Genomic DNA, 12,920 nt, shown 5'->3' on the forward strand with positions numbered 1-12,920 from the left:
AACGTGAAAGAAGAGAGAAGCCTATGTTTGGTGGAAAAGGCGGTCTGGGTGGCCTGATGAAGCAGGCTCAGCAGATGCAGGAAAAAATGCAGAAGATGCAGGAAGAGATCGCTCAACTGGAAGTCACGGGTGAATCCGGTGCCGGTCTGGTCAAGGTGACCATCAACGGTGCGCATAACTGCCGTCGCGTGGAAATCGACCCGAGCCTGCTCGAAGACGACAAAGAGATGCTGGAAGATCTGGTTGCAGCCGCGTTTAACGATGCCGCTCGCCGTATCGACGAAACCCAGAAAGAGAAAATGGCCTCTGTTTCCAGCGGTATGCAACTGCCGCCGGGCTTTAAGATGCCATTCTGATGCAAACCAGTCCGCTGCTCACGCAGTTAATGGAAGCACTGCGCTGCCTGCCGGGCGTTGGCCCGAAGTCGGCGCAGCGTATGGCGTTTACGCTATTGCAGCGCGACCGCAGCGGCGGGATGCGCCTGGCGCAGGCTCTGACCCGCGCTATGTCAGAAATTGGTCACTGTGCGGATTGCCGTACCTTTACCGAGCAGGACGTATGTAACATCTGCACGAACCCGCGTCGTCAGGAAAACGGTCAGATTTGCGTGGTGGAGAGTCCGGCGGACATCTACGCCATCGAACAAACCGGGCAGTTTTCCGGCCGCTATTTCGTGCTGATGGGGCATCTCTCCCCGCTGGACGGCATCGGCCCGGACGATATCGGTCTTGACCGCCTGGAGCAGCGCCTGGAGTCGGAAACCATCAAAGAGGTGATCCTCGCCACCAACCCCACGGTGGAAGGGGAGGCAACCGCCAACTACATCGCCGAACTGTGCGCGCAGTACGGCGTTGACGCAAGCCGCATCGCCCACGGCGTGCCGGTCGGCGGTGAGCTGGAGATGGTCGACGGCACCACGCTGTCGCACTCGCTGGCCGGACGTCACAAGATTATTTTCTGACCAAACGGAGGCTGCGCGCGCGGCCTCCGCTTGAAAATTTCCCCCTTTATCCCCATCTCTCACTCAACGTTTTACAACTCCATTAAATGGCATTGTTGAGGTCGACTTAGATGAAAGGACAAGAAACCCGTGGTTTCCAGTCAGAAGTAAAACAGCTTCTGCACCTGATGATCCATTCCCTGTATTCCAACAAAGAAATTTTCCTGCGTGAGCTGATTTCCAACGCCTCCGATGCGGCGGACAAGCTGCGCTTCCGCGCGCTGTCTAACCCGGATCTGTATGAAGGCGACGGCGAACTGCGCGTGCGCGTCTCGTTCAATAAAGAGAACCGCACCCTGACGATTGCCGATAACGGCATCGGGATGAACCGCGACGAGGTGATCGACCACCTCGGGACCATCGCCAAATCCGGCACCAAAGCGTTCCTTGAGTCCATGGGCTCTGACCAGGCGAAAGACAGCCAGCTGATTGGTCAGTTCGGCGTAGGCTTCTACTCGGCGTTCATCGTGGCGGACAAAGTCACCGTGCGCACCCGCGCCGCGGGCGACAGCGCCGAGAACGGCGTGCTGTGGGAATCCAAAGGGGAAGGCGAGTACACCGTTGATGACATCACCAAAGCGGATCGCGGCACCGAAATCACCCTGCACCTGCGTGAAGGCGAAGACGATTTCCTGAACGACTGGCGCGTACGCTCCATCATCAGCAAGTATTCCGACCACATCGCGCTGCCGGTTGAGATTGAAAAACAGGAAGAGAAAGACGGCGAAACCGTGGTTTCCTGGGAGAAAATCAACAAGGCGCAGGCGCTGTGGACGCGTAACAAAGCTGAAATTAAAGACGACGAGTACAATGAGTTCTACAAGCACATTGCCCACGACTTCACCGATCCGCTGACCTGGAGCCACAACCGTGTGGAAGGGAAGCAGGAGTACACCAGCCTGCTGTACATTCCGGCGCAGGCACCATGGGACATGTGGAACCGCGATCACAAGCACGGCCTGAAGTTGTACGTGCAGCGCGTGTTCATTATGGACGACGCCGAGCAGTTCATGCCGAACTACCTGCGCTTTGTGCGTGGTCTGATCGATTCCAACGATCTGCCGCTGAACGTCTCGCGTGAAATCCTTCAGGACAGCACCGTCACCCGTAACCTGCGTAACGCCCTGACCAAACGTGCGTTGCAGATGCTGGAAAAACTGGCGAAGGACGATGCGGAAAAATACCAGACCTTCTGGAAACAGTTTGGCCTGGTGCTGAAAGAAGGTCCGGCGGAAGACACCGCGAATGTGGAAGCTATCGCTAAACTGCTGCGCTTCGCCTCTACGCACAACGACTCCTCCGCCCAGACCGTGTCGCTGGAAGAGTACGTCTCCCGCATGAAAGAAGGGCAGGAGAAGATCTACTACATCACCGCCGACAGCTATGCGGCAGCGAAGAGCAGCCCGCACCTGGAGCTGCTGCGTAAGAAAGGCATCGAAGTGCTGCTGCTGTCTGACCGCATCGACGAATGGATGATGAACTACCTGACCGAGTTCGACGGTAAGGCGTTCCAGTCCGTTGCCAAAGCTGACGAGTCCATCGACAAGCTGGCAGATGAAGTGGACGAAAGCGCGAAAGAAGCCGAGAAGGCGCTGGAGCCGTTCATTGAGCGCGTGAAAACCCTGCTGGGTGACCGCGTGAAAGAGGTGCGCTTCACGCACCGTCTGACCGATACGCCAGCCATTGTCACCACCGATGCGGACGAAATGAGCACCCAGATGGCGAAACTGTTCGCTGCGGCGGGCCAGGCCGTGCCGGAAGTGAAATATATCTTTGAGCTTAATCCGGATCATCCGCTGGTGAAACGCGCGGCGGATACCCAGGACGACGCCCGCTTTGCGGAGTGGGTTGAACTGCTGCTGGATCAGTCCCTGCTGGCCGAGCGCGGTACGCTGGAAGATCCTAACCTGTTCATTAAACGTGTGAATGCGCTGCTGCTGGCGTAATCTTCCCTCACCCCGGCCCTCTCCCACAGGGAGAGGGTGAAAGAGTTCCCTCTCCCTGTGGGAGAGGGTTAAGGTGAGGGCACCAGACCGCACTCTCCCAAATTATCTCCCCTCATTAACCGTTTCAGCCTCCCCGCCTTCCTTGAGCGATACCCGTTCTGGTGGTATTGTTTAGCGCTTTTGAAAAATTGAATCGACATTTGAGGGGATTTTCGCAATGCGTATTATTCTGCTTGGCGCTCCGGGCGCGGGTAAGGGAACTCAGGCTCAGTTCATCATGGAGAAATACGGTATTCCGCAAATCTCTACTGGTGACATGCTGCGTGCCGCTGTTAAATCTGGCTCCGAGCTGGGCAAACAAGCTAAAGACATCATGGACGCAGGCAAGCTGGTGACCGACGAACTGGTTATCGCGCTGGTAAAAGAGCGCATTGCTCAGGAAGACTGCCGCAATGGTTTCCTGCTGGACGGCTTCCCGCGCACCATTCCTCAGGCTGACGCCATGAAAGAAGCGGGCATCAACGTGGATTACGTGCTGGAGTTCGACGTACCGGACGAGCTGATCGTTGACCGTATCGTTGGCCGTCGCGTACACGCTGCTTCTGGCCGCGTTTACCACATTAAATTCAACCCACCTAAGGTTGAAGGCAAAGACGACGTGACCGGCGAAGAGCTGACCACCCGTAAAGACGATCAGGAAGAAACCGTGCGTAAACGCCTGGTGGAATACCATCAGATGACCGCACCGCTGATCGGCTACTACACCAAAGAAGCGCAGGCGGGTAACACCAAATACGCGAAAGTGGACGGCACCAAAGCCGTGGCTGACGTACGTGCAGAGCTGGAAAAAATTCTCGGCTAAGCGCACCTCTCTCACCCGGAGCCCCGGGTGAGAAAAATTCTCATCTTACCTATTGCAGCAATGGGTTTCGTTTAAACGCATTTCCGCTACAATTGACAGCCTATCAAATGGTTAAGAGGCGTGAATGAGTCAGGCGAAAACCGGCATCCTGCTTGCCAATCTGGGCACCCCAGAAGCACCTACTCCAGCGGCGGTAAAACGCTACCTGCGACAATTTTTAAGCGACACGCGCGTCGTGGATACCCCAAGACTGCTGTGGTGGCCACTGCTGCGTGGCGTCATTCTGCCGATTCGTTCCCCGCGTGTGGCAAAGCTCTATCAGTCCGTGTGGATGGAAGAGGGCTCGCCGCTGATGGTGTACAGCCGTCGTCAGGAGAAGGCGCTGGCCGCCCGCCTGCCGGACATGCCCGTTGCGCTCGGCATGAGCTACGGTAAGCCGTCCCTGGAAAGCGCCGTTGACTCTCTGCTGGCGCAGGGCGTTGAACACATTGTGGTGCTGGCTCTATATCCGCAGTATTCGTGCTCCACGGTAGCTGCCGTCTGGGACGAACTGGGGCGCATTCTGGCGACCCGCCGCCGTATACCGGGTATCACCTTTATCCGCGACTACGCCGATAACGAGCTGTACATTCAGGCGCTTGCCAGCAGCGTGCGCGCGTCGTTTGAAAAACACGGCGAGCCGGATCTGCTGCTGCTCTCCTATCACGGTATTCCGCAGCGTTTCGCGAACGAAGGGGACGATTACCCCCAGCGTTGCCGCGATACCACCCGCGAGCTGGTCTCCGCCCTCGGCCTGCCGCCTGAGAAGGTGATGATGACCTTCCAGTCGCGCTTCGGCCGTGAACCTTGGCTGACCCCGTATACTGATGAAACGCTAAAAATGCTGGGCGAGAAGGGCGTGAAGCACATTCAGGTGATGTCGCCGGGCTTCTCGGCGGACTGTCTGGAAACGCTGGAAGAAATTGCCGTCCAGAACAAAGAGTTCTTTATGGAGGCGGGCGGAACGAAATACGAATACATTCCTGCGCTTAACGACTCCCCTGAACACATCGACATGATGGTGTCACTGGTCACCACCCGCCGCTGATCGCGTTACGGGCCGGGTTTGTGCTACCATTCCCGGCCCGTATTCTTTGCACAGTTCAGACCATGAAATTTCCCGGTAAACGTAAGTCCAAACACTATTTCCCCGTCGATGCCCGCGATCCGCTGTTACAGCAAATTCAGCAGGAAAGCGAAACCAGCGCTGCCTGGGTGGTCGGTATCGATCAGACGCTGGTGGACATTGAAGCCAAAGTGGATGATGCGTTTGTCGCTCGTTACGGTCTGAGCGCCGGGCACTCGCTGGTGATTGAGGATGACGTTGCTGAAGCGCTGTATCAGGAGCTGGTGCGCGAAAATCTTATCACCCACCAGTTTGCCGGCGGCACTATCGGCAACACCATGCACAACTACTCCGTACTGGCAGACGACCGCTCGGTGCTGCTTGGCGTGATGTGCAGCAATATCGAAATCGGTGGCTACGCCTACCGCTACCTGTGCAATACCTCCAGCCGCACCGATCTGAACTATTTACAGGGCGTTGACGGGCCGATTGGCCGCTGCTTTACGCTGATAAGCGATTCCGGCGAGCGTACCTTTGCCATCAGCCCCGGCCATATGAATAAGCTGCGCGCTGAAAGTATCCCGGAAGAGGTGATCGCGGGCGCGTCTGCGCTGGTACTGACCTCCTATCTGGTGCGCTGCAAGCCGGGCGAACCAATGCCGGACGCAACCATGAAGGCAATTGAGTACGCGAAGAAATACAACGTGCCTGTGGTTCTGACGCTGGGCACCAAATTCGTCATTGCCGACAACCCGGAGTGGTGGCAGGCCTTCCTGAAAGAACACGTCTCGATTCTGGCGATGAATGAAGAAGAAGCCGAAGCGCTGACCGGTGAAAGCGATCCGCTGCTGGCGTCTGATAAGGCGCTGGACTGGGTGGACCTGGTGCTCTGCACCGCCGGGCCGGTCGGGCTGTACATGGCGGGCTTCACGGAAGAAGAGAGCAAGCGTAAAACCCAGCACCCGCTGCTGCCGGGCGCAATCGCCGAATTTAACCAGTACGAGTTCAGCCGCGCTATGCGTCATAAAGACTGCATCAACCCGCTGCGCATCTTCTCTCACATCGCACCGTATATGGGTGGCCCTGAGAAGATCATGAACACCAACGGCGCGGGCGACGGCGCGCTGGCCGCGCTGCTGCACGACATTACCGCCAACGCCTACCACAAAACCAACGTGCCGAATTCCAGCAAACATACCTTCGACTGGCTGACCTATTCCTCGCTGGCGCAGGTGTGTAAGTACGCGAACCGCGTGAGTTATCAGGTGCTGAACCAGCATTCTCCGCGCTTAACGCGGGGGCTGCCGGAACGGGAAGACAGCCTCGAAGAGGCTTATTGGGACAGGTAAAAGTAAAACGGCAACCTGTGGTTGCCGTTTTTAGTGTTTGTTCCCTCTCCCTGCGGGAGAGGGTCAGGGTGAGGGCATCAGGCAGCACAAAACTTACCCCGTTACTGCCTCTTCAACCGGCGGTTTCGTCAGCATTGTCAGCATCGTATTCGCAATCTCACGCTCACCCATCACCACCTGATTCGCGCCGCGCTCGGTGATGTACTCCACTTCGTCATCATAATGGGCGCGGGCAATGATTTCGATATGCGGGCATTTTTCACGGGCTGTGGCGACAATCTCGCCAGCCTCGTAACCGTTCGGGATAGTGAGCAGCAGCCAGCGAGCGCAGTCCAGATGCGCCAGATTCATAATCTCTTCGTTAGCCGCGTTGCCCAGCACCGCGCGGATGCCGCGCTCGCGAAGTTCGTCGACGCGGGTGCGTGACGTTTCAATCACTACAAGTGGAATGCCCTGAGCCATCAGTTTTTCACCCAGCAGGCTGCCGACGCGGCCAAAACCGACCAGCAGCGCGTGGTTGCAGATATCCACCGGGATCTGTTTCTCTTCTTCTGTCGCCTCTTCCAGCGTCAGCTCTTCGAGGGTTTCGGTCTTCTCGAGATATTTCTCCAGCAGGGCAAACAATACCGGGTTCAACATGATGGAGAGGATCGCCCCCGCCAGCACCAGATTTTGCCCAGCCTGTGGCAGCAGGTTCAGGGCCATCCCCAGACCGGCAAGAATAAAGGCGAACTCGCCAATCTGCGCCAGGCTGGCGGCGATGGTCAGCGCCGTGCGCGGCGAGTGACCGAACATCCGCACCAGGAAGAAGGCGGCAACGGACTTACCAAAGATGATGATTGCCAGCGTACCCAGCACGGCCAGCGGCTGCTGGATGAGGATCAACGGGTCGAACAGCATCCCGACGGAGACGAAGAACAGCACCGCGAATGCATCACGTAGCGGCAGGGTATCGTGCGCGGCGCGGTGGCTCAGCTCGGACTCGTTCAGCACCATCCCGGCGAAGAACGCGCCCAGCGCAAAGGAGACGTCAAACAGCTCGACGGCGCCAAAGGCAATGCCCAGCGCCAGCGCAAGGACTGAAAGCGTGAACAGTTCACGCGAGCCCGTGGCGGCGCTGCGGGACATGATCCACGGCACCAGACGGCGGCCCACCAGCATCATGATGGCGATAAACGCCACAACCTTACCGATGGTAATGCTCATATCTAGTGCCAGCGAGGCGAAGCCGATATTCTCTTTTTCCATCATCCCGGCGACGGCGGGCAGCAGTACCAGCGTCAACACCATTACCAGATCTTCAACAATCAGCCAGCCTATCGCGATTTGCCCGCGCTGGCTGTCTATCAGCTGCCTCTCTTCAAGCGCGCGCAGCAGCACCACGGTACTGGCGGTTGAAAGACACAGCCCAAATACGATACCGGTCATGATTGACCAGCCCAGCACCGCCGAAAGCGCCATGCCCAGCAGCGTAGCCACCCCTATCTGGGCGATCGCTCCCGGTATGGCGATCGACTTTACCGCCATCAGATCCTTCAGGGAAAAATGCAGCCCGACGCCAAACATCAGCAGGATCACGCCTAATTCCGCCAGCTCAGGCGCCAGTTTGGTATCTGCGACAAAACCCGGCGTAAAGGGCCCTGCCAGCACGCCCGCCAGCAAATAGCCTACCAGGGGCGAAATACGCAGTTTATTGGCAATCATGCCGAGAATAAAAGCGAGCACAAGTCCACCAACAATGGTGGTGATAAGCGGTGTGGCGTGGTGCATTCCGTCTCCTTTTGCGATGGGTGATCCATTTTTGGTGCAAATACCAAAAAGCCGATTAATAGTTTATGACAATTTTTACGCTTATGTTTATGAATAATTGTTGAAAACACAATAAAAAGACAATAAGCATGAAAAAAGGCGGATTTTGATAAATTTGCTGAGGGGAGGGAGAGGAAAGCCTTATGGCATCAGGTTATCCGGCTGCCAAAGTTTAACTTTGGCAGCCGTGAAGTTACGCTTTATGACGGTTGTCAGGCAGGAATATGGTCAACATCCCCAGAAGTGGCAGGAAAGCGCAGATTTTATAGACCAGGAAGATGCTGGTGTGGTCTGCAACCATCCCTAACACGGCTGCGCCAAGGCCGCCCATGCCAAAGGCAAAACCGAAAAAGAGGCCGGAAACCATACCGATACGTCCCGGCAGCAGTTCCTGCGCATAGACCAGAATGGCTGAAAACGCCGACGCGAGAATAAAACCAATAATCACCGTCAATATTCCGGTCCATTCCAGCGTTGCGTACGGTAAAACAAGCGTAAACGGCGCAACGCCGAGGATAGAGCCCCAAATCACATATTTACGTCCGATTTTATCCCCCACAGGGCCGCCAATCACCGTGCCTGCCGCCACCGCAAACAGGAAGGCAAAGAGGTGGAACTGGGCGTTTTGTACCGATAATCCGAATTTTTGCATCAGATAGAAGGTGTAATAGCTGCTGATGCTCGCCATATAGAAATATTTCGAGAAAATCAGCACCAGCAGCACGCTGACGGCAAGGATCACCTTATTGCGCGGAAGGGGGTTGGTTATCTTCGCGGCAGGTTTTCCCTTATTTACGCGATGCTGCGCGGCATACCAGCGGCTGATTTGCGCCAGGACGACAATCGCCAGCAGCGCGGCCAGCACAAACCACGCCACGTTGCCTTTACCGTAGGGCGCGATAATCACCGCCGCCAGCAGAGGACCGAGGGAGCTACCAAAGTTCCCCCCCACCTGGAACAGAGACTGCGCCAGCCCGTGGCGTCCGCCGGAGGCCATACGCGCCACGCGGGACGATTCCGGATGGAACACCGATGAACCGGTTCCCACCAGCGCCGCGGCAACCAGTACCGCCTCAAAGCTGCCCGCCATGGCCAGCAGCACCAGCCCGCTCAGGGTGAAGCACATCCCAATGGGCAGCGACCATGGCATTGGGTATTTGTCCGTCCAGTAACCCACCACCGGCTGTAGCAGCGAAGAGGCCAGCTGGAAGGTCAGGGTGATCATCCCGATCTGCACGAAGGTTAATGAGAACTCAGACTGCAACAGCGGGTAGATCGCCAGAATCAGCGACTGGATCATGTCGTTGAGCAGATGAGAGAGACTGATTGCGCCTAATACTTTAAAGGAAGTGCGCGATTTCGGCGGCGACGCCGGAGCGCCCTGGACGGGCTGGGTTGATTCACTGATTGCCATAAATACCACGTCGATTTGTTATTAGAGATGCAGGGAGTAATTATTATCCGACTAACATACCCGTCCGTGACATTTGAAGAAAGTCGCAATTCTGAAAACTTATTTGTCTATTCTTGTGAGTCACTGTAATTTTTGCGTTTGTCTATGGGTCAGGGAGAGAGAAGATGAAGTTAATGAAGCGTGGCGTCGCGCTGGCGCTCATCGCCGCATGGGGGCTAACAAGCCTGCCCGCGCAGGCGTATGAAAAAGATAAAACCTATAAAATTACCATTCTGCATACTAACGATCATCACGGCCATTTCTGGCGCAGCGAATACGGTGAATATGGCCTGGCGGCGCAAAAAACGCTGGTGGACGGCATTCGTAAAGAGGTCGCGGCCCAGGGCGGCAGCGTGCTGTTGCTGTCGGGCGGGGATATTAATACCGGCGTACCGGAATCTGATTTGCAGGATGCCGAGCCTGATTTCCGCGGCATGAATTTAATTGGTTACGATGCGATGGCGGTCGGAAACCACGAGTTTGATAATCCGCTGAGCGTGTTGCGCCAGCAGGAGAAGTGGTCCAAATTCCCGTTCCTTTCCGCCAATATTTATCAGAAAAGCACCGGCGAGCGCTTGTTTAAACCGTGGGCGCTGTTCAAGCGTCAGGATCTGAAGATCGCGGTCATCGGCTTAACCACCGACGATACGGCCAAAATTGGTAATCCTGAATTTTTCACCGACATCGAATTCCGTAAACCGGCGGACGAAGCGAAGCTGGTGATCCAGGAGTTGCAGCAGAATGAAAAACCGGATGTGATTATCGCGACCACCCACATGGGGCATTACGATAACGGTCAGCACGGCTCTAACGCGCCGGGCGACGTGGAGATGGCGCGCAGCCTTCCAGCGGGCTCGCTGGCGATGATTGTGGGCGGTCATTCGCAGGATCCGGTCTGCATGGCTTCTGAGAATAAAAAGCAGGCAGATTATGTGCCCGGCACGCCGTGCGCGCCGGATCGTCAGAACGGGATCTGGATTGTACAGGCCCACGAGTGGGGTAAATACGTTGGCCGCGCGGATTTCGAATTCCGTAACGGCGAGATGAAGCTGGTGCACTATCAGCTCATCCCGGTCAACCTGAAGAAGAAAGTGACCTACCCGGACGGCAAAAGCGAGCGGGTACTCTACACGCCAGAGATCGCTGAAAACCAGCAGATGCTCTCTCTGCTGACGCCGTTCCAGAGCAAAGGGAAAGCGCAGCTGGACGTGAAGATTGGCACGCTTAACGGACGACTGGAAGGGGACCGCAGCAAAGTCCGCTTCGTGCAGACCAACATGGGGCGTCTGGTGCTGGCCGCGCAGATGGCGCGCACGAATGCGGATTTCGCCGTGATGAGCGGCGGCGGTATTCGTGACTCCATCGAAGGCGGAGACATCACCTATAAAGACGTGCTCAAAGTGCAGCCGTTTGGCAACGTGGTGGTCTATGCGGACATGAGCGGGAAGGAGGTGATTGACTACCTGACCGCCGTGGCGCAGATGAAGCCAGATTCCGGGGCGTATCCGCAGTTTGCTAACGTCAGCTTCGTCGCGAAGGACGGTAAGCTCAACGATCTCAAAATCAAAGGCGAACCGGTTGATACGGCGAAAACCTACCGCCTGGCAACGTTAAGCTTTAACGCCACCGGCGGCGACGGCTATCCGCATATCGATAACAAACCGGGCTATGTAAATACCGGGTTTATTGATGCGGAAGTGTTGAAGCAGTATATCCAGCAAAATTCACCGATTGACGTGAACGCGTATGAGCCGAAAGGTGAGGTGAGCTGGCAGTAGTGTTGTGCGGCCTGATGCCCTCACCCCAACCCTCTCCCACCGGGAGAGGGCGCGAACACAAAAAACGGTAACGCCTGTTACCGTTTTGCTTTTACCTCGCAGCGCCACCGGGCAATTTTCTCAATCCCGGCGCGCAATATCCGCAAATTTCGCGTCCAGCATTTTCGCCAGATCGCCTGCGGATAGTTCGATATCCAGCCCGCGTTTGCCGCCAGAAATATAGATCGTTTCAAATTCTTGCGAAGGCGCATCGATCAGTGTGGGCAGACGCTTTTTCTGGCCGAGCGGGCTGATCCCGCCGACCAGATAACCCGTTGTGCGTTGCGCAACCATCGGGTCTGCCATATCGACCTTTTTCGCTCCCAGCGCTTTGGCCACTTTCTTCAGATCAAGCTGTCCGGCGACGGGCGTCACTGCCACAGCGAGGTGCTTCATATCGCCGTTCACCGCGACCAGCAGCGTTTTGTAGACCTGGTCCGCGTTCAGCCCCAGCTTGCGCACCACTTCATCACCAAAGTTGGTTTCGTTCGGATCGTGATCGTAGGTGTGGATCCGGAAAGAAATTTTGTTTTTTTCGAGTAATTTAACGGCGGGAGTCATGGCTATCCTTCTTACGACAGACGATTCATGCCAGCAGCATACGCCTGACGTTTGTCTAAAAAATAGCACCATCTTGCGCAATAGTATTGGCAGTGATGGTTACTTTGAGCGACAATCGGCGTAGCCGAAGGTCACTTCGGTATAATAAAAACGATGAAATTCCTCTTTGACGGGCCAATAGAGATATTGGCCATTTTTTTATTTCAGCAGCGACGGCAAATTCCCTTCTCCGTACAAATGCAACGCGCCAACCGCGACAACATAACGACCGGCAGGCAGGGCATATAGCGTCTCCCGCCACGCCTGGTTGCGCGCGTTCATCAGCACATCATACAACGATTCACTGAACGTCGACGGTAACGCCAGCTTACCGTCTGCGGGCGGCGCATCCAGCCACCAGCCAATCATCGTTTGCAGCAGACGCGCGTTGGTGTGCCAGTGGGTCAGGGTATCATCCAGTAGCATCTTGCCGTCATCGGGAAGCTGGCGAAGGAGCGCAATCTGGCTGTCCGTGCCTTCCAGTTCAATAACGGACAGGTTGCGCGCCCTTGCCGCATTCAGCAGTTGATAATCGATACCGTAATCGCCGCGCAGCCCCAGGCGCTGCGCCTGGGTGGCCTGTAGCACCATGGCAATTTGCCACAGGGGCAGGGTGTCGAGCATTGAGAGCGAGACGCCGGTCTCATCCGCAAGACGAGTAAGCTCAGCCAACTGCGTCTCGTTAAGACGTTCCGCCAGGGGGCGGTCGCTTTCCAGCCCGGCAAACGGCGATTCATGGCCGGAGATGTCGGCTTCGACGATCAGCGCGTCGGCGCGCTTCAGTAGTTTAATCAGGCCGGAGGGCAGGGGGGACATATCCTGCGTGCCCATATGAATGCTTCCCACCAGGTGCAGATGCTGCCCGCCCGGAAGCGAAATATCCATACCGGGCCAGGCATAACGGCGGGGAAAAAGGGCGCGAAACGATGTTTTTATACGATTAAACAGACCCATACGCGCTCCATAAACGGAAAGGTTC

General features: G+C 56.3%; 11 protein-coding genes. 7 read left to right on the plus strand and 4 right to left on the minus strand.

Annotated elements, in window-relative coordinates:
* The first annotated feature begins 23 nt into the window (after positions 1-23).
* The 6 genes from L384_RS10240 to L384_RS10215 all read left to right on the plus strand — a co-directional run bounded on the left by L384_RS10240 (position 24) and on the right by L384_RS10215 (position 6,262).
* The gene (locus L384_RS10240) at positions 24-356 is read left to right on the plus strand and encodes a YbaB/EbfC family nucleoid-associated protein (RefSeq protein ID WP_003858972.1); all 333 of its coding nucleotides are present in this window, start codon (positions 24-26) and stop codon (positions 354-356) included.
* Entirely contained in the window at positions 356-961 is a 606-nt protein-coding gene (gene recR / locus L384_RS10235) for a recombination mediator RecR (RefSeq protein ID WP_006809843.1), read from the plus strand. Before L384_RS10240 ends, recR begins: the two co-directional genes overlap by 1 nt.
* Before the next feature lie 110 nt (positions 962-1,071).
* The gene (htpG, locus tag L384_RS10230) at positions 1,072-2,946 is read left to right on the plus strand and encodes a molecular chaperone HtpG (protein WP_023324248.1); all 1,875 of its coding nucleotides are present in this window, start codon (positions 1,072-1,074) and stop codon (positions 2,944-2,946) included.
* A gap of 217 nt (positions 2,947-3,163) precedes the next feature.
* Positions 3,164-3,808 carry an adenylate kinase gene (gene adk / locus L384_RS10225; protein WP_006809841.1) on the plus strand — a complete coding sequence of 215 codons (645 nt, stop codon included), beginning with the start codon at positions 3,164-3,166 and terminating at the stop codon, positions 3,806-3,808.
* Positions 3,809-3,932: 124 nt separating this feature from the next.
* Entirely contained in the window at positions 3,933-4,895 is a 963-nt protein-coding gene (hemH, locus tag L384_RS10220) for a ferrochelatase (protein WP_003858963.1), read from the plus strand.
* A gap of 62 nt (positions 4,896-4,957) precedes the next feature.
* Entirely contained in the window at positions 4,958-6,262 is a 1,305-nt protein-coding gene (locus tag L384_RS10215) for an inosine/guanosine kinase (protein WP_022650506.1), read from the plus strand.
* A gap of 93 nt (positions 6,263-6,355) precedes the next feature.
* Here L384_RS10215 and ybaL read toward each other — a convergent pair whose 3' ends face one another.
* The gene (gene ybaL / locus L384_RS10210; RefSeq protein ID WP_022650507.1) at positions 6,356-8,032 is read right to left on the minus strand and encodes a YbaL family putative K(+) efflux transporter; all 1,677 of its coding nucleotides are present in this window, start codon (positions 8,030-8,032) and stop codon (positions 6,356-6,358) included.
* A 232-nt stretch (positions 8,033-8,264) separates the two neighbouring features.
* Positions 8,265-9,485: an MFS transporter gene (locus L384_RS10205; protein ID WP_015571242.1), complete on the minus strand. Its 1,221-nt coding sequence runs from the start codon at positions 9,483-9,485 to the stop codon at positions 8,265-8,267.
* 164 nt (positions 9,486-9,649) lie between these two features.
* On the opposite strand from L384_RS10205, the gene ushA reads away from it, so the two are divergent.
* Positions 9,650-11,302, plus strand: coding sequence for a bifunctional UDP-sugar hydrolase/5'-nucleotidase UshA (ushA, locus tag L384_RS10200; RefSeq protein WP_023324249.1), 1,653 nt, complete (start codon positions 9,650-9,652; stop codon positions 11,300-11,302).
* Between the two features lie 120 nt (positions 11,303-11,422).
* Here ushA and ybaK read toward each other — a convergent pair whose 3' ends face one another.
* Both ybaK and L384_RS10190 read right to left on the minus strand, forming a co-directional pair.
* Positions 11,423-11,902: a Cys-tRNA(Pro)/Cys-tRNA(Cys) deacylase YbaK gene (ybaK, locus tag L384_RS10195; protein ID WP_003858950.1), complete on the minus strand. Its 480-nt coding sequence runs from the start codon at positions 11,900-11,902 to the stop codon at positions 11,423-11,425.
* A gap of 198 nt (positions 11,903-12,100) precedes the next feature.
* Positions 12,101-12,895: a TraB/GumN family protein gene (locus L384_RS10190; protein WP_022650510.1), complete on the minus strand. Its 795-nt coding sequence runs from the start codon at positions 12,893-12,895 to the stop codon at positions 12,101-12,103.
* Positions 12,896-12,920: the final 25 nt, after the last annotated feature.

Source organism: Enterobacter sp. MGH 38 (assembly GCF_000492855.1).
Taxonomy (GTDB): Bacteria; Pseudomonadota; Gammaproteobacteria; order Enterobacterales; family Enterobacteriaceae; genus Enterobacter; species Enterobacter hormaechei_C.

Excerpts from the sequence above, each read along its gene's own strand:
- L384_RS10240 (WP_003858972.1), top strand. The coding sequence starts at position 24 with ATGTTTGGTGGAAAAGGCGGTCTGGGTGGCCTGATGAAGCAGGCTCAG.
- recR (WP_006809843.1), top strand. The coding sequence starts at position 356 with ATGCAAACCAGTCCGCTGCTCACGCAGTTAATGGAAGCACTGCGCTGC.
- htpG (WP_023324248.1), top strand. The coding sequence starts at position 1,072 with ATGAAAGGACAAGAAACCCGTGGTTTCCAGTCAGAAGTAAAACAGCTT.
- adk (WP_006809841.1), top strand. The coding sequence starts at position 3,164 with ATGCGTATTATTCTGCTTGGCGCTCCGGGCGCGGGTAAGGGAACTCAG.
- hemH (WP_003858963.1), top strand. The coding sequence starts at position 3,933 with ATGAGTCAGGCGAAAACCGGCATCCTGCTTGCCAATCTGGGCACCCCA.
- L384_RS10215 (WP_022650506.1), top strand. The coding sequence starts at position 4,958 with ATGAAATTTCCCGGTAAACGTAAGTCCAAACACTATTTCCCCGTCGAT.
- ybaL (WP_022650507.1), bottom strand. The coding sequence starts at position 8,032 with ATGCACCACGCCACACCGCTTATCACCACCATTGTTGGTGGACTTGTG.
- L384_RS10205 (WP_015571242.1), bottom strand. The coding sequence starts at position 9,485 with ATGGCAATCAGTGAATCAACCCAGCCCGTCCAGGGCGCTCCGGCGTCG.
- ushA (WP_023324249.1), top strand. The coding sequence starts at position 9,650 with ATGAAGTTAATGAAGCGTGGCGTCGCGCTGGCGCTCATCGCCGCATGG.
- ybaK (WP_003858950.1), bottom strand. The coding sequence starts at position 11,902 with ATGACTCCCGCCGTTAAATTACTCGAAAAAAACAAAATTTCTTTCCGG.
- L384_RS10190 (WP_022650510.1), bottom strand. The coding sequence starts at position 12,895 with ATGGGTCTGTTTAATCGTATAAAAACATCGTTTCGCGCCCTTTTTCCC.